This window comes from Flavobacterium sp. (genome assembly GCF_021151785.1).
Taxonomy (GTDB): Bacteria; Bacteroidota; Bacteroidia; order Flavobacteriales; family Flavobacteriaceae; genus Flavobacterium.
The window spans coordinates 24,088-42,785 of record NZ_JAGKWP010000006.1; the positions used below are offsets into that span (position 1 = coordinate 24,088).

An 18,698-nucleotide genomic window follows, 5' to 3' on the forward strand; every position below is an offset into this window, starting at 1 on the left:
TTTGGCGTCGTATTTGTTAAAAAATAACTAAAATTTAATGTTAAAAATGAAAATTAAACCATACTTAACTTTACTGTTAGGTTTTTTTAGTCTTGCAATTTCTTCTGCTCAAGATAAGAAATTTGCCGTTCACACTATTGCTTTCTACAATTTAGAAAACTTATTTGACACTATAAATGATCCGAATAAAAATGACGAGGACTTCATTTATACTAAAGAAAATTACAACAAAAAACTGAACAATATGGCTAAGGTAATTGCCCAAATTGGTACTGGTGAAAACCAAAACAATTCACCAGTTGTATTAGGTGTAGCCGAAGTTGAAAACAGAAAAGTTTTAGAGGATTTAGTTAAAAACCCTCAATTGAAAGATAAAAATTATGGAGTTGTTCATTTTGATTCTCCAGATAATCGTGGTATCGATTGTGGTTTCTTATATCAAAAGAAACATTTCACTCCTACAAGTTTCAAAAATTATCCTTTAATGATTACTGAAGACAATACCGATAAAAAATCAAAGGACAAAGAAAAAGTAGACGACACAGATGATAACGTAGTAGATACTAAAACCAAAAGAATTTACACTCGTGATCAAATATTAATGACAGGTTTATTAGACGGTGAAGAAATGCACTTCATTGTTAACCACTGGCCATCAAGAAGAGGTGGAGAAAGAAGAAGTAGCCCTCTTCGTGAAGCTGCCGCTGCATTAAATAAAAAAATCATAGATTCTTTGCAAGCCATCAATCCAAATGCAAAAATTTTTACAATGGGTGATTTAAACGATGGACCCTTTAATAAAAGTGTAAAGGAAGTATTAGGCGCAAAAGGAGATGAAAAAGAGGTAAAACCATTAGGCTTATACAATCCAGCAGAAAAAATGTTAAAAAAAGGAATTGGAACACTAGCTCACCGTGATGCTTGGGACTTCTTTGACCAAATTATTTTCACTGAACCACTTTTAAGAAAAGACTACACTTCTTGGAGATATTGGAAAGCAGGTGTATATAATAAACCTTTCATGATTCAACAAACAGGCCAATACAAAGGTTATGCCTTAAGAAATTCCTCTACAGAACCTGGTTTTTCTGACCACTTTCCTTCTTATATTTATTTAATAAAAGAAATAAAATAATATAGTATAATAAAGTCCCGATTCATCGGGATTTTTTATTTTTGTATATAAAATTAGTAAAACATGGGAGTAGCAAAACCTTTTAATCTAACTAAATGGATAGAGGAAAATAAGCATTTATTAAAACCACCTGTAGCAAATAAAAATCTATACGTAGAATCTGAAGACTATATTGTAATGGTTGTAGCAGGACCCAATGCGCGAAAAGATTACCATTATAACGAAACAGAAGAGTTATTCTATCAACTAGAGGGTGAAATTACAGTTTACATCCAAGAAGACGGTGAAAAAAAAGCCATGCATTTAGGACCAGGTGATATGTATTTAAATCCGGGTAAAATTCCCCACTCACCTTCAAGAACTCCAAATTCTATAGGATTAGTTATTGAGAGAAAACGCAAACATTTACCCGTAAAGGATGGACTTCAATGGTATTGTGAAAAATGTAATCACAAACTACACGAAGTATATTTTGAATTAAATAATATTGAAAAAGATTTTTTAAGCCACTTTAAAGACTTCTATTCATCTGAAGAAAAAAGAACGTGCGAAAAATGCGGCGCTATCATGGAAACAGACCCTGCCTTTTTTTAAGCTTAATTTAACAACTAAATAAAAAACAAAAAATACCTTTGATTAAAATTTCCAACACCATGGATGACAGTGAGAAACATTTAAAAATTTAAATTCCGAATAACGTTTTGAAAAAATCGTTATTCTATTTTTTTTATGAAAACGATTTACAATTTCCAAAACAATATTTGTGAAACCACAACTATTCAACAAAAAACATGGATTCATTTTTGCAATCCAACAGAAGAAGAAAGAAATGATTTACTTTCTAAATTTCAAATCCCGGAGGCCTTTTATAATGATATAGAAGACAACAATGAACGTCCTCGTATCGAAATAGAAGGCGATTGGAATTTAATCATCATTCGTATACCCGTAAAAAACAACGACGACAAACTACCTTTCAGCACTGTCCCACTTGGTATTCTGTTTGATAATAATTTATTCATCACTCTAACTTTTAGTGAATCTGAACTAATTGAAGATTTTGTCAATCACACAAAAAAGAAAAAAAACACCATATCAAGTCACTTTGATCTTGTTTTCAAATTATTATTATCTTCAAGTGTATGGTATCTTAAATATTTAAAACAAATCAATTTACGAATTAAGATAGCAGAGGATAATTTAGAAAAATCAATCAAAAACGAAGAATTACAAGCGCTTTTACAAATTGAAAAATGTTTAGTTTTTTTCATAACATCGATCAAAGGGAATGAAATCCTCTTTAAAAGAATAAAAAAACTCAAAAACCATAATGAAATTTTTAATGAGGAATTACTAGAAGATGTAGAAATTGAATTACTTCAAGCGGAGGAAACAGCCAACATATATAGTTCCATTTTAACAGGCATGATGGATGCTTATGCTTCTGTCATTTCAAACAATTTGAATATTATAATGAAACGATTAACATCTACATCCATTATATTAATGATTCCAACTTTAATTGCTAGTTTTTATGGCATGAACGTACCTAATGCATTAGAAAACAATCCACTAGGCTTATTTATTATCATGATTTGCTCTTTACTCTTATCTATAATTGGAGTGTTTTTATTTAAGAAAAAGAACATGTTTTAACAATACAAATGTTTTAATTAACTAATTGAAATTATTACTAATAAAAAACTATATTTGCTAAAAAAATAACAAACTCACTAAATAAAGTTACAATGTCAACAATAGCGCAACAATTCGGTATTGCCGAAGCACTTCAACAATTAGGCGTAAAAGAGATTAATGCTGGTTCTTCAACAGGCTCTAATTGGTTTGCCAATGGTGAAATTATTGAATCTTATTCACCAGTAGACGGACAATTAATAGGAAAAGTTCAAGCAACTACAGCAGCTGATTATGAAAAAGTAATGTCAGCAGCTACAGAGGCATTCAAAGTTTTTAGAGCCATGCCAGCTCCAAAAAGAGGAGAAATCGTTCGTCAATTCGGAAATAAATTAAGAGAATTAAAAGAACCTCTGGGAAAATTAGTTTCTTATGAAATGGGGAAATCATTACAAGAGGGTTACGGTGAAGTTCAAGAAATGATTGATATCTGTGACTTTGCTGTAGGTTTATCGCGTCAATTAAACGGACAAGTAATTCCTTCTGAAAGACCTGGTCACGTAATGCGTGAGCAATGGCACCCAATTGGTGTAGTAGGTATTATTTCTGCTTTCAATTTTCCAGTTGCGGTTTGGTCTTGGAACACTGCTTTAGCTTGGATTTGCGGTGATGTGTGTGTATGGAAAGCTTCTGAAAAAGCACCTTTGTGCTCTATCGCTTGTCAAAATATAATTGCCGACATCTTAAAAGAAAACGGATTACCTGAAGGTATCTCTTGTATTGTAAATGGAGATTATAAAGTAGGTGAAATGATTACTACTGACACTCGTATTCCTTTAGTTTCTGCTACAGGTTCTACCAGAATGGGAAGAATTGTAGGCGCTAAAGTTGCGGAGCGTTTTGGTAAATCATTATTAGAATTAGGAGGTAACAACGCTATTATTATTACGCCTACTGCCGACTTAAAAGTGGTGGTTCCAGGTGCTGTATTTGGTGCTGTGGGTACTTGTGGACAACGTTGTACTTCCACACGTCGTTTAATTATTCATGAATCAGTTTATGATACTGTTCGCGATGCAATTGTGGGTGCGTATGGTCAAATCAAAATTGGCAATCCATTAGACGAGAAAAACCACGTAGGTCCATTAATCGATACAGATGCGGTTAACACGTATTTAGCGGCTATTGAAAAAGCAAAGGCAGAAGGCGGAAACGTTTTAGTAGAAGGTGGTGTACTAACTGGTGAAGGTTTTGAAAGTGGATGTTACGTAAAACCCGCTATCATTGAAGCTGAAAATCATTTCGAGATAGTTCAACACGAAACATTTGCCCCAATTTTATACTTAATGAAATATAGCGGAGAAGTAGAAAATGCTATTGAACTACAAAATGGAGTTGCACAAGGTTTATCTTCTTCAATCATGACTAACAGCATGAAAGAAGCAGAGAAATTCTTGTCTTACGCAGGATCAGATTGTGGTATTGCTAACGTAAACATCGGAACTTCTGGTGCTGAAATTGGTGGTGCTTTTGGTGGTGAAAAAGAAACAGGTGGTGGCCGTGAATCAGGTTCTGATGCATGGAAAGTGTACATGAGAAGACAAACCAATACAGTTAACTATTCAGATCAATTACCTTTAGCACAAGGCATTAAATTTGATTTGTAATTTAGTGATTAGTTACTTTTAGATATAGAAAAGCCCTGCAATAACTTGCAGGGCTTTTTACTGTTTTATTTTATATATATGAAGTGTAATTCTGTACGTATGATATGAAAATTTAAAAAAATTAAACTATTAACTCTTTAGCTTATTAATATTAAAAGCTAACAGCTTCCGTTACTGATTGAATCATTTACTTTGATTAACTGCTGGGGGCATTCTCATTTATTTGTTTTTGTTACTTCATCATATTTTAATTCAATTTTTCTGTTACCTTCAAATTCTACAATTACCAAGTTTGAATTTACCCCAATTATTTTTCCGTCCGTTAGTTTTCCTTTTCTTTTAAAAACAACACTATCACCAACACTTAAAATTACTTTTGCATTTGCTTCAGTTGATATATTTATTAAAGTATTTTGAGTTCCCCAAACATCACCAATTATTTTAACTTTTTTCCGTTACTCTTTACGTAAACTTTGACATTTCGTAAAAATTCACCTTCATATTTTTTAGTTAAATTATCAACTGCTTGTTCCATTGCATCCGCATCTGCTTTGGCAACTGCTTCAACTTCACGAATTAATAAAGTATACTTTTTACTATCATCAATATTTCTATTTCCGATAGTTGTTAAATCTCCAATTCTGTTCCAACTTCCACAACTTGCTAAAGATAAAGTTAATCCTAAAATTATAATTTTATTTTTCATTCTGTTTTTGATTAGTTTACAATTATTGAACTTGTTGCCATTGTTCCTTTGGCTAGATTTGTTTGATAATGAGTTACGCTTTTCCAAGTGTAACCTCCTGAGCCATTAGAAACAAATGCTTCAAAATAATAAGTAGTTGGAGTGTTGCTAGTAATCATTGCGTTTAAATCAAAATAAGCTAAACCACTTGCATCTGTTGTTACTTGTTTTTTTATTGGCGGCAAGGTACTTATTGAAGTTACAGGTTGGTCAAACATCATAATAATGTAATTTGGTTTTGGAACACCTGCTGATGTTGTTGCCGTTAATTTAACCCAAGTGCTTGTTGTTGTAGACGAACCACCATTAGTTTCTATTGAACTTGAATCATCATCCTTTGAGCAAGAAATTGTAAAAATTGTTACTAGTACTAAAATTGTTACTTTCAAAAATTTTGTTTTCATTAAAAAAGATTTTGTTTTTTTTGCTTACTTTATTTTATGCTTTTTGATGTAAAAGTCATTTTTGGCTTTCGGTTTTTCAGCTAATTTCCAGCCATTAACAAATATTTTGTTCTCGTTAAATCACTAAAAAGTTCTCTTTCAAGATTGTTCTTCAATAAAAATGCAAAATTTACTTTAGTTTAATTTAATTAAGCAAAAGAGCTACACAAATCTAACAAATAATTTTATCATTATTTACAAATATTTATCTTTTTGTTTACATATTCGTGTAAAATGCGTAATTTTACCTACTCACAAGTGAGCATAATTTTGTATTATGCAACATAGAGGTGAAATCATAAAAGAAGCAGTGTACAAAAGTGGCTTTCCTATTACGGAACTGGCTAAAAGAATGGGTAAAAGTAGAAGATGGGTCTATCTAGTATTTGAAAATCCAACAGTATCTATTGATATTCTGTTGCAGATAGGAAAGATAATACATCATGACTTTTCATTAGAAATTGACACCATAAAACCTCATGTAATAAATGAAACACCTATAAATTATTCTAAGGAAGAAGAGTATTGGAAAAACAAGTACTTGCAATTACTAGAAGAATACAATAAATTATTGAAAGACTTAAAAAAATAAAAACAAAATCCCAATTCTCCTTTAATCCAACTATATAAAAAAGTTGACAATAGAAATTACTTGACTTTTCTTTTCATAAAAAAGCCCCCAAATAGTGTCTAACTTTTTGGAGGCAGTGCTGTTTAATTTATCGAGACTTTTTATTATCTCATCAGTACATGGAAAACTATTTCGTCTTCTTCACATATTGGGTTAAAATATAAATATTCTGGTTTTCTACTCTACCTTCTATAAGATTAGCGTCGTCCCAAACCAATTTAATATTATGAACGGCAGCTCCACGTTTTGCCGTAAAAGTAGCACCCTTCACATCTAAATCTTTAATTAAAACAACAGAATCACCATCTTGTAAAATGTTTCCATTAGAATCTTTATGAATAATTTTCCCTTCTTCATCTTCATCTTCACCAGTTGCTTTTGCCCATTCTAAGGCGTCTTCATCTAAATACATCATGTCTAATAAATCATGATTTTTCAAACGGGCTAACATACGCCAAGAAACAATCTGAACTGGTAAATTCTCATTCCACATACTATCTGACAACCCTCTCCAATCATTGGGATTCATCAGTTCTTTATTTTCAATTTGCTCTTTTAAAGTCTGAGTGATTAAGATACAGTTTTCAGGTGTAGCCTCTGTTTTTGGCTCCACTAAATACACTACTAAATTTTCATCACTACCACTAATTTCACAAGTGTTTCCACTTCTGTCTCTTAATCTTTTTTCGGTTACAATACTCATTTTATTGGGTTATAAATTAAAACTTGCTCCAATCTGGAACGTGAACTGGTTATTATAGTCTCCAAAAATACCTGGAGTAGTATCATATTTTGCAATTGGAACAGCCGTCTCTGCATAAACTCCAAAACCATCGGTAAAAAAATAACGAAATCCTAAATGACCTCCAAAATTTCTAGTTCCTAAGTGTAATCCAGGATATAAATCCATATGCTCTTTTAAACCTATAACATTTCCTATATTAGCATTAAATCTAGCTTTCAGATCTGCTCTATCTTTAAATGCTGGTTTAATAGATTCATTTAAAACCGTTACACTTTCGGCATTCAACATATAACTAGCTACAAAACCAAAAGACATGTTCTCTCCAATTCCGTAGTCATTAGTCACTATAATCCCTGAACCACCATCTTGAATTAAAGCTCCAATTTGTATTTTTTTATCACCTTTTCCTTTATAAGCTTGTGCATTTACAAAAGCAGTGACCATTAAAAAAGCGATTAAAAGTGTTTTTTTCATATGTTATTAATTTTATACAAAGATAATAATAACTGATTAATTTCTTCCGGTTTCATCTGGATATAAGCTTGGTAACGGATCACTTTGCCAAAATTCTTTAGTGTCAATATCTAAAATGGTAAGTGGACCTTTAAAAGCGGCACCAGTATCTATATTCCAGACACAGGCTTTTTGAACAGGGGTAGTTTCTTGGATTCGAGTGGTAGGTGTATGTCCTATATAAATTTCGGTGTATAACTTCAACCGATTAGGATACAACAGATCCTGTTTATTCATACTTGGATCTAACGCTAGAGCGGTTTCCCACAAGGTTCTATCCCAATAAAATAATTTAGGAAAATATTCGTATTCCACACCGTGTAAATTAGTGAAGCCCGCATGAACAAACAGTCGATTTGCAGCGTCTAAATGATAATTTTTCAAAGTCTTCAAAAAAGCTATATGCTTATTTTTTCGCTCTACCTCAACTTTCTCATAAGCTTCAACTGTAGCTTTACCTCCATGCTTAAACCACAAGGATTCATTGATATGTTCAAACCTACCTTCCAACCAATCTAAAACTAATTCATCATGATTTCCTTTAATGAAAAGGCAAGTATGGGTTTGCTGTAAATCCATTAAAACATCTAAAACTTCTGGCGATTCACTCCATCCATCCATGTAATCACCTAAAAAAACCAAGGTATCTTCTGTAGTTACGGCTGCACGTTCTAAAACTTGTTTTAAAGCACGAAAACCACCATGTATATCTCCAACTACTAAAGTTCGTTTCATTTGGGGTATAGGTATTTAATTGCACGAAATTACAAAAAAATAGACCAACTAAAAACATGATTTTTGTTATGTTTTTCTATGAACATTTGTGTACCTTTGTATTTTAATTCAATCTAAATAAGTAGTGGAAAGTTGTCATTCAGCACTTTTAAAAAAAGGTCAAAAAGCAGAGATTGTTGAAATCAACATAGATGAAATCCCTTTAAAACTGATAGAAATGGGTTGTTTACCTGGCAATACTATTGAGCTTATCCAAATAGCCCCTTTAGGAGATCCACTTTTTTTTAATGTAAACGATTCAAAAGTAGCCATTCGTAAAAAAACAGCACAAGAAATTTACATCAATCCAGCATCAATTCAATAATGGCAACAACAAATATAAAAGTGGCTTTAATAGGCAATCCAAATGTGGGAAAAACTTCGGTTTTTAACCACTTAACGGGTTTAAATCAACAAGTTGGGAATTATCCCGGAATAACTGTTGATAAAAAAGTAGGAATCTCGAAACTAAATGAAACTACGCGTGCCAAAATCATTGATTTACCGGGTACATATAGTCTAAATGCTAGCTCTATAGATGAAAATGTAGTGATTGAACTGCTACTAAATAAAAATGATGAGGATTTTCCAGATGTGGTAGTTGTTGTAACCGAAGTGGAAAATTTGAAACGTAATTTATTACTTTTCACTCAAATTAAGGACCTAGAAATCCCTACCCTTTTAGTCATTAACATGAGTGACCGAATGAAACTAAAAGGAATTGAATTAAACATCCCTCATCTTGAAGCTGCACTTAAAACTAAGATTGCCTTGGTAAGTTCTCGAAAAAACTTAGGAATTGATGCTATTAAAGAACTTATTTTAAATTACAAATCACTTTCCATCGAACCTTGCTTGAATGCTAGTTCCATAGATCCAGAATATTTTGATCGATTGAGAAAAGCATTTCCTAATCAGTTACTTTATAAACTTTGGTTAGTAATTACTCAAGATGTGAATTTCTTAAATTTACAACGAAAAGAAATCGAAAATAATTTCACAAAGTCACACAATGAACTCAAACGTTTACAACAAAAGGAAACTATTAAACGCTATCAATTTATCAATGACACACTTAAAATAGGTCAAAATATTGACAAATCAAAAGCTAGTGATATTCAAACAAAGCTAGACAATATACTTACACATAAAGTGTTTGGTTATTTGATTTTCTTTGGTATTTTACTGTTGATTTTCCAGTCCATTTTTGATTGGAGTAGCGTCCCCATGGATTTTATCGATAGTACTTTTGCTAACCTTAGTTCATATGCCAAAACTGCTTTGCCGCCCGGAAAATTCACAGACTTGATTTCAGATGGAATTATTCCTGGTATTGGTGGAATCGTCATTTTTATTCCTCAAATTGCTTTTTTATTTTTATTTATTTCTGTCTTAGAAGAGAGCGGATATATGAGTAGAGTAGTATTCTTGACGGATAAAATCATGCGTAAATTTGGACTATCTGGAAAAAGTATCGTACCTCTTATTTCAGGTACAGCTTGTGCCATTCCAGCTATTATGGGGACACGAAATATCGAAAATTGGAAAGAACGATTAGTCACTATTTTAGTTACTCCTTTTATTACTTGTTCCGCTCGTTTACCTGTTTATGCTATCTTAATCTCCTTAATTATTCCTGAAAAAAGAATAGTTGGGTTGAGTTTACAAGGTTTAACATTAATGAGTTTATATTTCATTGCATTCTTAATGGCTATAGCATCTGCTTATTTACTAAATCGAGTGTTGAAATTAAAATGCAAATCTTACTTTGTAGTAGAAATGCCAAGCTATAAAGTTCCGATGTTAAAAAATGTGGGAATTAATGTGCTAGAAAAAACAAAAGCTTTTGTAACTGGAGCTGGAAAAATTATTTTAGCCCTTTCTGTTATTCTATGGTTTTTAGGTTCACATGGCACGGCTAATTTTGATAATGCGGAAAAAATTATCTCGAAAAAACATGCCAATACAGATTTGGCAAAAGGTGCTTTTGAAGATCAAGTAAATGCCTTTAAACTTGAAAACTCCTATATTGGGATGATGGGCAAATCGATTGAACCTATTATTCGTCCCTTAGGTTATGATTGGAAAATTGGAGTAGCAGTTGTTAGTTCCTTTGCTGCAAGAGAGGTTTTTGTAGGCACTTTAGCAACTATTTACAGTGTGGGTAGTCAAGGCGAAAACGAGGGCACTATTAAATTAAAAATGGCAGAAGATATTAACCCCGAAACTGGCAAAAAGATTTTTAACTTTGCTACAGGAATTTCATTATTGTTATTCTATGCCTTTGCAATGCAATGCATTAGTACATTAGCAATTGTAAAAAAAGAAACCAACTCATGGAAATGGCCAATGATTCAATTGTTTTTCATGAGTGGATTAGCCTATGTCTCGGCTTTAATTGCCTACCAATTATTGAAATAATGATAGAAAATTAATATGATACAAGATATTTTAGTTTATACAACGTTAGTTATAGCAGTTAGTTTTTTAATAAAAAAATTCCTTTTTAAGAAGAAATCATCTAGCAAAAACTGTGGAGAAAATTGCGATTGTAAATAGTTCTATTCCAAAATCAACTCAATTGTATACTCTTTTAATTCAATTGAATTTTCTGTTTTTAAAGGTAAAATTCTATATCCTCGAAGTGTTCTCCCTTTAGGAATAAACTTAGAAAACCAAAGTAAATTTTCGTCTTTAGTTTTAGGTGAAAAGTTCAAGTAATTTGTTTGAATCAATTTGTTCTTTTGCCAAACACTTAACTCAATGATTAATTCACCCGACCAAATGCAATTGGTTCCTTCCGGACATCTTGAGTCAGAAATTACTTTATTAATTACAAATGAATAATCTTCAAAAAGCAATGTTTTCTTGGAAGTTATTTCATAATTTGATTTTGGTACTTGAGAAAATTTACAAGCAACAAAAAATAAAAGCAGCAAAAAAAACAATTTTCTCATTTTATCCCAGAGCTACATCTAAACTCATCATGACAATAAAACCACCAATAAATCCTAAGGTGGCAATATCTGTATTTTTATCTTGCTGGGTTTCTGGAATCACTTCTTCCACTACAACAAAAATCATAGCTCCAGCGGCAAATGCTAAAGCATAAGGCAAAATAGGTGTAAAAAAAGTAACTGCAATAGCTCCTAAAACACCTGCTATAGGCTCCACTAGGGCAGACGATTGTCCATACATAAAACTCTTTCGTCTACTCATCCCCATACGTCTTAGAGGCATTGAAACTGCAATTCCCTCTGGAAAATTTTGTATACCTATACCAATAGCTAAAGTCACTGCACCTGCAATAGATGCCTCAGGAATTCCAGCTGCTACACCTCCAAACAAAACACCTACTGCTAAACCTTCTGGAATATTATGCAGAGTAATAGCTAAAACTAATAGAGTAGTTCTTTGCCAAGGCGATTTCATTCCTTCTGTTTCTTTAAAGTTTATATGTAGGTGAGGCAACGTTTTATCTAAAGCAAATAAAAACAAAGCCCCCAATAGAAAACCAATAGCAGCGGGCATCACTTTTTCAAACCCCTCGCCTTTACTCATTTCTATAGCAGGAGAAAGTAAACTCCAATAACTGGCTGCTACCATTACACCTCCTGTAAAACCAAGCATTCCGTCTAATACTGTTCGATTCATTGTCTTAAAAAAGAAAACAAATGATGCTCCTGCCGCAGTTACAAACCAAGTAAATGTAGTAGCCAATAATGCCGCCCAAACAGGATCTGTTTTTTCTAAGTAGGCAATTAATTCTTCAAACATAATTTAATATATTTTAGTTAAAAACATTGTATTCATTTAACAAATAAATTGTTAGCAATTTTATCTGAAATAACTAAAACTTGGTTCCCTATACCAATCTTTAATGTTCCGTCAAAAGATTCCTTTTCTAGTAATTGTAAAGTCGTACCTAAAGCAATATTTTGCTTATCTAAATACTTCAAGAAATCAGCAGATGAATCTTTTACTCCAATACAAGTCACTTTTTGCCCTACTTCAATTTCAGCTAACAACCACTTGTCTACTATTGAAATCTCTCCTTTTGCATTCGGGATAGGATCTCCATGAGGATCGTAACTTGGAAACCCCAAGAACTGATCCAATTGATTTATTAACTTTTCTGACTGAATATGTTCTAATTCTTCAGCGACTTCATGTACTTCATCCCAAGCGAAACCTAATTTCTCAACTAAAAAAACTTCCCAAAGGCGATGCTTTCTAATAATCATTTTGGCTGAAAGTTTTCCCAACTCCGTTAAGTTTACACCTTGGTATTTTTGATAGGTAACTAATTCCTTTTCGGCTAATTTTTTTAACATATCCGTCACGGATGAAGCTTTAGTATCTAATGAAGCCGCAATGGCGTTTGTATTTACTCCTTTTGGCATTAGATGTGTTAAATGATAAATCGCTTTCAGGTAATTTTCTTCTGAAGTTGTCATAAAAAACAATATTTAAACAAATATAAATATTTTATTATTAAGCTTGTAATTTATTTTTAGCTTAATCTAAACTGTGTGTTTTAAAAATACTCTTCTAATTAATAGCCAAAAAAAAAGTAACAAAATAGTATTTGTTACTTTTAAGATCATATATATTAAATTTTATTGTTCTGGTGCAATTTGAATTTCTAAACCTTCCAAATCTTCAGAAATATGGATCTGACAACCTAATCGACTATTTTCCTTCACATGATAAGCCTCGTCTAACATTGCTTCTTCGTCCGGATTTCTTTCTAATGAAATTACATCATTAAGCACATAAACTTGACAGGAAGCACACATGGCCATACCACCGCAAATTCCTAATGTTCCTTCCTCAGCTAATTCATATGACCGTATTAGCTCCATAACGTTCATGTTCATGTCAGTTGGCGCTTGTACTTCGTGTCTTTCGCCATTTCGATCTGTAATATAAATTGTTATGTCTTGAGCCATATTATTCAATTGCTTTAACTACTGCTTTTTCTGCTTCTTTTCTAGTTCCATCAAAACCATCAACCCCTGAAACTGTGGTATATTTTAACACGTAACGTTTTCCAGGATTTATTCTATTATAAACACTTTGACACATTAAAGTAGCTTCGTGGAATCCACATAAAATTAATTTCAATTTTCCTGGATAAATATTCACATCACCAATTGCATAAATACCTTCAATATTGGTTTGATAATCTAATGCATTATTTACTTTAATTGCATTCTTTTCGATTTCTAATCCCCAATTTGCGATAGCACCTAACTTTGGTGTAAGTCCAAATAACGGAATAAAGAAGTCAGTTTCTATTTTTTTATGCTCACCATTTATATCTAATGTTACAGCTTCAACTTGATTTTCACCGTGCACAGCAATAACTTCTGCTGGGGTAATCAAATTAATTTTACCCAATTTTTTTAATTCTTGAACTTTCTCAACAGAATCTAAGGCTCCTCTAAATTCATTTCGTCTATGCACCAAAGTAACTGATTTTGCAACATTTGATAAAAATACACTCCAATCTAATGCTGAATCTCCACCACCAGCGATAACAATGTTTTTATCTTTGAATTGGTCTGGGTTTTTAACAAAATATTCCACCCCTTTTTCTTCATAAAATGCAATATTGTCAATAGCAGGTTTTCTTGGTTCAAAAGTTCCTAATCCACCCGCAATAGCAACAGCTTTAGCATGATGTTTTGTTCCTTTATTTGTAGTTACCACAAATGTTCCATCTTCTAATTTATCAATTGTTTCTGCTGTTTCTGATAATGTGAAACCTGGTTGAAATTGCTTAATCTGCTCCATTAAATTATCAACTAATTCTCCAGCTAAAACCGATGGATAACCAGGAATATCGAAGATAGGTTTTTTAGGATATAATTCGGCCAACTGCCCTCCCGGTTGTGGTAAAGCATCAATAATATGACATTTTAATTGCAATAATCCGGCTTCAAAAACCGCAAAGAGTCCCGTTGGACCTGCTCCAATGATAAGTATATCTGTTTCAATCATGATTTAGAATTTGAGATTACAAAGTAAAGACCTATTTCTTATTTGAAATATGACATATATCAACCATGAGGTTTTTACTAAGCAATATTTTCAACTGTTTCAATTTGTGGCACATATTTCTTAATGGTTGTCTCCACCCCTGCTTTCATGGTACTGATGCTTAAATTACATGAAGTACAGGCACCCTCAAGTCGAACTTTAACATGTTTATCATCAATAATCTCCACTAAAGAAATATTTCCTCCATCAGAGTTTAAAAATGGTCTGATTTCGTCTAATGCTTTTTCAACATTTTCTCTAATTTCTACTGTAGTCATAGTTTAATTAATCCATTTTTTCAAAAAGCTATGAGTCAATAAAATTCTATCAACTCATAGCTATTTTGAGATTTATTTTTTTACAGCTGAACAACCAGCCATTGTTGTAATTTTAATTGCCTCGGTAGGCGGAAGAGTATCATTTCTTTTAACCGTTTCTTCTACTACATTTCTAGCTAATTCTTCAAAAGCATTGGCTAAAGGTGTATCTTCTTGCAGTGCTGCTGGTCGACCAAAATCTCCTGCTTCACGAATACTTTGAACCAATGGGATTTCACCTAACATACGCACGTCTAAATCTTGTGCTAAATTACGAGCTCCTTCCTTTCCAAAGATATAATATTTATTATTTGGTAATTCTTCTGGTGTAAAGTAAGCCATATTCTCTACAATTCCTAAAACAGGAACTTGCACCGCATCAGACATAAACATTGCTACTCCTTTTTTTGCATCCGCTAATGCAACTGCCTGAGGTGTACTAACCACTACGGCACCTGTAATAGGTAAAGACTGCATGATTGATAAATGTATGTCGCCAGTACCAGGAGGTAAATCAATCAACATAAAATCAATTTCACCCCAATTAGCGTCAAAAATCATTTGATTTAGAGCTTTTGAAGCCATTGGACCTCTCCAAATTACAGCCTGATCAGGTTTAGTAAAAAATCCGATAGATAAAATTTCAACTCCATAGCTTTGAATAGGTTGCATTTTTGATTTTCCATCTACTTCTACAGAAATTGGTTTAGCGGTTTCTACATCAAACATAATAGGCATTGATGGACCATAAATATCTGCGTCCAAAACCCCAACTTTGAAGCCCATTTTAGCTAAAGCGACAGCCAAATTAGCTGTAATAGTAGACTTTCCAACACCACCTTTTCCCGAAGATACCGCAATAATATTAGAAATACCAGGAATGGGTTTTCCTTTAATTGTATGCTCTTGTTTTTCAGGAACTTCAACTTTAATATTCACTTTGATTTTTACATCCGAACCAAATTTTTCAGCAATAACTTTCTTAATATCACTCTCGGTTCTGTTTTTTATATGAAGCGCGGGTGTGTTTAAAATTACATCGACTACTACTTCGTCACCAAAAGTTAATACATTTTGAACAGCACCGCTCTCTACCATATTTTTCCCTTCACCTGCTATTGTAATTGTTTCTAATACAGATAAAATTTCTTTTCTATCAAGTTTCATAAGTATATATGAATATTTTATTTAGACTTATTTTAAATGCAAAGATAACAAGAAGTTTACTAGTTTACAGTTGAAAAAGTTAAAACTTTGTTATTAAAGTATAGCTATTTTCAATGGAAAAATTCAAATACTACAATTTACTTGATCTCTGGTTCCCAATAGTGTTTTTTAAAGTCAACAATTTGGTTATTAACAACCTCTATTCCTTCATTTTCAAGCAATTGTTGCATAAGATTAGTCCCTTCAAAATGATGTTTTCCGGTTAAAACTCCATTTCTGTTTACTACTCGATGCGCTGGTACATCTTCTAAATAATGGGAAGCATTCATTGCATAACCTACTATTCTTGCTGAACGTCCAGCGCCTATTGCCTTGGCTATAGCCCCATAAGAAGTAACCCTTCCTTCAGGAATTTGTTTCACAATTTCATACACCCGTTGAAAAAAATCTTCTTTCATTAGTTTACAAATTATAAAGCGTAAAACAAGCTATAAGTGCGGTAATAAAGGCAATTATGAAGTTGATGTTTTTAATAAAAAAAGTAACGTTAGACTTAATTTTTCGAAATAAGTAAGCATATGATAAAAAAATCAAGAAAGTACCTAATGTAGTGCCTAAAACAAAAAAAAGTCCAACTAAATTAGTGAAAAAATCGTTAATAAAAGTCGAAAGGTATAAACTTACAAATGCATAATAAGGAATGGGAAACACATTTAATCCTGATATCACAATTCCATGATAAAAAGGTTTTAATTTACTTTTCTTACTACCTTTAACTACCTCATCTTTAGATTGAATATGACTTTGTACTCCTTTTCCAAGAAAAAAAACCGTTAAAACAACAAAGACTACACTTCCTACGACTTTTAAGTTTTGCATTATCTTAGGATGAGATTCTAAATAAATGGCAAAAGTAAATGCTAATACACTTTGCAAAAAAACAACTAATATTGCTCCATTTATAAACTTCTTAGCCTTTTTCAATGTCTTTTTTACGCTGTAGTTTGCCACAGTCATATTTACTATTCCTGGAGGAAGCACCCCTATAGCGGAAAACAAAACTGCTAATGCAAAAGCTAAAAGTATAGACACTATTTAATTTTAAATTGAATGTATGTGATGGGTTTATTAATTTCTAAGTATTGTTTCTCATAAAAAGTTTGAATGGTCGTTACTACGTTTGGAGCGCCTTCGTTTTTATATATGTTATGATTAGCATATATTACTTCGTGTCCTTCACCATGCAACAATCCTAAAGTATAACCATGCATAAACTCACTATCTGTTTTTAAATGCATTAAACCTTCGGGTTTCAAAATTTGTTTATAACGTTGAAGGAATTCAGAATTTGTCATTCTATGTTTGGTGCGTTTGTATTTGATTTGAGGATCTGGAAAAGTAATCCAAATTTCATCTACTTCGTTTTCTGCAAAACAATGATGAATCAACTCAATTTGAGTGCGCAAGAAACCTACATTTTGCATTCCGTTTTCAACGGCTGTTTTAGCTCCTCGCCAAAAACGAGCTCCTTTGATATCGACTCCTATAAAATTTTTATCTGGATAACGTTCTGCTAAACCTACTGAATATTCACCTTTTCCACAACCTAATTCAAGTACAATTGGATTGTTGTTTTTAAAAAAATCGGTTCTCCATTTTCCTTTTAAAGCTAATTGTTCATTCACTACTTCTTCTCTTGTAGGCTGAACTACGTTTGAAAAAGTTGCATTCTCATTAAATCTTTTCAGTTTATTTTTACTTCCCACGTTTTTCTAAATTTTTGGTAAAAGTATAAAAATAAAGTGAATCTTCATATTGTAGTCTAAAACGTAAGACTAGACTATTTAGCTAATAAATGAAACAAAAAGTAATAACATTGAAAATAAAAACACACAATACAAGTCGAGAAAAGAAATCTAATCTAGCCATTTTCCTTTTTTCAATGTAAACGAAAACTCGGAACCTTTTTTTAGATTACTTTGTACAAAAATTTTCTCATGATGGGCTTCAATAATATGTTTAACAATGGCTAAACCTAGACCTGAGCCACCTTCCGCCCTAGAACCACTTTTGTTAACTCTGAAGAAACGCTCAAAAATTCTTGATAAATACTGTTTATCAATACCTTCGCCATTATCTTGAATTCTAATTAGAATCTTATTTTTATTAATGCTCTCAATAGCTACTTCTGTTGTTCCATTTTCTTTCCCATACTTGATGGAATTCATAATCAGATTTACCAATACTTGTTGTATTTTCTCTTTATCTGCATGTACAAAAATAGGACTAGAATATTTCTCATCAAACATTAAAATGATATTCTTTTTATCCGCTTCCATTTCGAGTAGATCAAAAACATTCTGAATTTCAGTTATAATATCAAATGTAGAAAGATCTAAGTTCAAATCATTTGATTCAAATTTTGTTATCATGTCTAAATCTTGCACAATATGAATCAATCGTTCTACTCCTTTTGATGCGCGTTCAATGTATTTTTTTCTTAATTCTTTGTCTTTAATTGCTCCTCCTTCAATAAGTGTATCTAAATAACCTTGAACAGTAAATAACGGTGTTTTTAATTCGTGGGAAACATTTCCTAAAAACTCTCTACGGTATTCTTCTCGCACCTTTAAAGATTCTATTTCGATTTTTTTCTCTTTGGCAAAATTCCGAATATCTTTTGTTAGACTGGCAATATCTGTTGTTACTGTTTTATCTGTTAATGAAGTAGCATCAAGAATAGAAACCTCATCATATAATTTTTTAATTCGCTTATATATAAATATTTCTACTCGGTATTGAATAAGAAAAAAACTAAAAACAAATAAAACTATTGGAAAGAAAAACAAGAAGAATACATCAATTTTTTCAAAAAGAAAAT

The 18,698-nt window shown here is 32.1% G+C and carries 23 protein-coding genes; 7 read left to right on the top strand and 16 right to left on the bottom strand.

Annotated features, from left to right (window positions below; genetic code table 11):
• The first annotated feature begins 46 nt into the window (after nucleotides 1-46).
• The 4 genes from QZ824_RS01400 to QZ824_RS01415 all read left to right on the top strand — a co-directional run bounded on the left by QZ824_RS01400 (nucleotide 47) and on the right by QZ824_RS01415 (nucleotide 4,437).
• Nucleotides 47-1,135: an endonuclease/exonuclease/phosphatase family protein gene (locus QZ824_RS01400; RefSeq protein WP_291274254.1), complete on the top strand. Its 1,089-nt coding sequence runs from the start codon at nucleotides 47-49 to the stop codon at nucleotides 1,133-1,135.
• Between the two features lie 63 nt (nucleotides 1,136-1,198).
• The gene (locus tag QZ824_RS01405; RefSeq protein ID WP_291274255.1) at nucleotides 1,199-1,729 is read left to right on the top strand and encodes a 3-hydroxyanthranilate 3,4-dioxygenase; all 531 of its coding nucleotides are present in this window, start codon (nucleotides 1,199-1,201) and stop codon (nucleotides 1,727-1,729) included.
• A gap of 135 nt (nucleotides 1,730-1,864) precedes the next feature.
• Entirely contained in the window at nucleotides 1,865-2,791 is a 927-nt protein-coding gene (locus QZ824_RS01410; protein WP_291274256.1) for a magnesium transporter CorA family protein, read from the top strand.
• A 92-nt stretch (nucleotides 2,792-2,883) separates the two neighbouring features.
• Complete coding sequence (locus QZ824_RS01415) at nucleotides 2,884-4,437, top strand: aldehyde dehydrogenase family protein (RefSeq protein WP_291274257.1); 1,554 nt, start codon at nucleotides 2,884-2,886, stop codon at nucleotides 4,435-4,437.
• A 436-nt stretch (nucleotides 4,438-4,873) separates the two neighbouring features.
• On the opposite strand, the gene QZ824_RS01420 is transcribed toward QZ824_RS01415, so the two are convergent.
• Nucleotides 4,874-5,143 carry a hypothetical protein gene (locus QZ824_RS01420; RefSeq protein WP_291274258.1) on the bottom strand — a complete coding sequence of 90 codons (270 nt, stop codon included), beginning with the start codon at nucleotides 5,141-5,143 and terminating at the stop codon, nucleotides 4,874-4,876.
• A gap of 11 nt (nucleotides 5,144-5,154) precedes the next feature.
• A complete protein-coding gene (locus QZ824_RS01425) occupies nucleotides 5,155-5,586 on the bottom strand; it encodes a hypothetical protein (RefSeq protein WP_291274259.1) in 432 nt (143 codons plus the stop codon).
• A 316-nt stretch (nucleotides 5,587-5,902) separates the two neighbouring features.
• Here QZ824_RS01425 and cas4 point away from each other — a divergent pair, with 316 nt between their 5' ends.
• Nucleotides 5,903-6,217, top strand: coding sequence for a CRISPR-associated protein Cas4 (gene cas4 / locus QZ824_RS01430; protein ID WP_291274260.1), 315 nt, complete (start codon nucleotides 5,903-5,905; stop codon nucleotides 6,215-6,217).
• Nucleotides 6,218-6,383: 166 nt separating this feature from the next.
• On the opposite strand, the gene QZ824_RS01435 is transcribed toward cas4, so the two are convergent.
• The 3 genes from QZ824_RS01435 to QZ824_RS01445 are packed head-to-tail and all read right to left on the bottom strand — an operon-like array spanning nucleotide 6,384 to nucleotide 8,249.
• The gene (locus QZ824_RS01435; protein ID WP_291274261.1) at nucleotides 6,384-6,959 is read right to left on the bottom strand and encodes an alkylphosphonate utilization protein; all 576 of its coding nucleotides are present in this window, start codon (nucleotides 6,957-6,959) and stop codon (nucleotides 6,384-6,386) included.
• A 9-nt stretch (nucleotides 6,960-6,968) separates the two neighbouring features.
• Complete coding sequence (locus QZ824_RS01440) at nucleotides 6,969-7,475, bottom strand: DUF6646 family protein (protein WP_291274262.1); 507 nt, start codon at nucleotides 7,473-7,475, stop codon at nucleotides 6,969-6,971.
• 36 nt (nucleotides 7,476-7,511) lie between these two features.
• The gene (locus QZ824_RS01445; protein ID WP_291274263.1) at nucleotides 7,512-8,249 is read right to left on the bottom strand and encodes a metallophosphoesterase; all 738 of its coding nucleotides are present in this window, start codon (nucleotides 8,247-8,249) and stop codon (nucleotides 7,512-7,514) included.
• Between the two features lie 124 nt (nucleotides 8,250-8,373).
• On the opposite strand from QZ824_RS01445, the gene QZ824_RS01450 reads away from it, so the two are divergent.
• Nucleotides 8,374-8,613 carry a FeoA family protein gene (locus QZ824_RS01450; RefSeq protein WP_291274264.1) on the top strand — a complete coding sequence of 80 codons (240 nt, stop codon included), beginning with the start codon at nucleotides 8,374-8,376 and terminating at the stop codon, nucleotides 8,611-8,613.
• Complete coding sequence (gene feoB, locus QZ824_RS01455) at nucleotides 8,613-10,709, top strand: ferrous iron transport protein B (RefSeq protein WP_291274265.1); 2,097 nt, start codon at nucleotides 8,613-8,615, stop codon at nucleotides 10,707-10,709. Before QZ824_RS01450 ends, feoB begins: the two co-directional genes overlap by 1 nt.
• Before the next feature lie 140 nt (nucleotides 10,710-10,849).
• On the opposite strand, the gene QZ824_RS01465 is transcribed toward feoB, so the two are convergent.
• The 11 genes from QZ824_RS01465 to QZ824_RS01515 all read right to left on the bottom strand — a co-directional run bounded on the left by QZ824_RS01465 (nucleotide 10,850) and on the right by QZ824_RS01515 (nucleotide 18,681).
• Nucleotides 10,850-11,227, bottom strand: a complete 378-nt coding sequence (locus QZ824_RS01465) for a hypothetical protein (protein ID WP_291274267.1) — start codon at nucleotides 11,225-11,227, stop codon at nucleotides 10,850-10,852.
• A 19-nt stretch (nucleotides 11,228-11,246) separates the two neighbouring features.
• Nucleotides 11,247-12,065, bottom strand: coding sequence for a ZIP family metal transporter (locus tag QZ824_RS01470; RefSeq protein WP_291274268.1), 819 nt, complete (start codon nucleotides 12,063-12,065; stop codon nucleotides 11,247-11,249).
• A gap of 32 nt (nucleotides 12,066-12,097) precedes the next feature.
• Nucleotides 12,098-12,745, bottom strand: coding sequence for a metal-dependent transcriptional regulator (locus tag QZ824_RS01475; protein ID WP_291274269.1), 648 nt, complete (start codon nucleotides 12,743-12,745; stop codon nucleotides 12,098-12,100).
• 162 nt (nucleotides 12,746-12,907) lie between these two features.
• Nucleotides 12,908-13,240: a 2Fe-2S iron-sulfur cluster-binding protein gene (locus tag QZ824_RS01480; RefSeq protein ID WP_291274270.1), complete on the bottom strand. Its 333-nt coding sequence runs from the start codon at nucleotides 13,238-13,240 to the stop codon at nucleotides 12,908-12,910.
• Nucleotide 13,241: 1 nt separating this feature from the next.
• On the bottom strand, nucleotides 13,242-14,294 hold the full coding sequence (locus QZ824_RS01485) for an NAD(P)/FAD-dependent oxidoreductase (RefSeq protein ID WP_291274271.1): 1,053 nt from the start codon (nucleotides 14,292-14,294) through the stop codon (nucleotides 13,242-13,244).
• A 77-nt stretch (nucleotides 14,295-14,371) separates the two neighbouring features.
• A complete protein-coding gene (locus QZ824_RS01490; RefSeq protein WP_291274272.1) occupies nucleotides 14,372-14,611 on the bottom strand; it encodes a NifU family protein in 240 nt (79 codons plus the stop codon).
• Nucleotides 14,612-14,683: 72 nt separating this feature from the next.
• Nucleotides 14,684-15,817 carry an Mrp/NBP35 family ATP-binding protein gene (locus QZ824_RS01495; protein WP_291274273.1) on the bottom strand — a complete coding sequence of 378 codons (1,134 nt, stop codon included), beginning with the start codon at nucleotides 15,815-15,817 and terminating at the stop codon, nucleotides 14,684-14,686.
• A gap of 137 nt (nucleotides 15,818-15,954) precedes the next feature.
• A complete protein-coding gene (locus QZ824_RS01500; RefSeq protein ID WP_291274274.1) occupies nucleotides 15,955-16,275 on the bottom strand; it encodes an MGMT family protein in 321 nt (106 codons plus the stop codon).
• A gap of 4 nt (nucleotides 16,276-16,279) precedes the next feature.
• The gene (locus tag QZ824_RS01505; RefSeq protein WP_291274275.1) at nucleotides 16,280-16,909 is read right to left on the bottom strand and encodes a LysE family transporter; all 630 of its coding nucleotides are present in this window, start codon (nucleotides 16,907-16,909) and stop codon (nucleotides 16,280-16,282) included.
• Nucleotides 16,909-17,583 (bottom strand): tRNA (guanosine(46)-N7)-methyltransferase TrmB, encoded by a 675-nt coding sequence (trmB, locus tag QZ824_RS01510; protein WP_291274276.1) that lies wholly within the window; start codon nucleotides 17,581-17,583, stop codon nucleotides 16,909-16,911. Before trmB ends, QZ824_RS01505 begins: the two co-directional genes overlap by 1 nt.
• 150 nt (nucleotides 17,584-17,733) lie before the next feature.
• A complete protein-coding gene (locus tag QZ824_RS01515; protein WP_291274277.1) occupies nucleotides 17,734-18,681 on the bottom strand; it encodes an ATP-binding protein in 948 nt (315 codons plus the stop codon).
• Nucleotides 18,682-18,698: the final 17 nt, after the last annotated feature.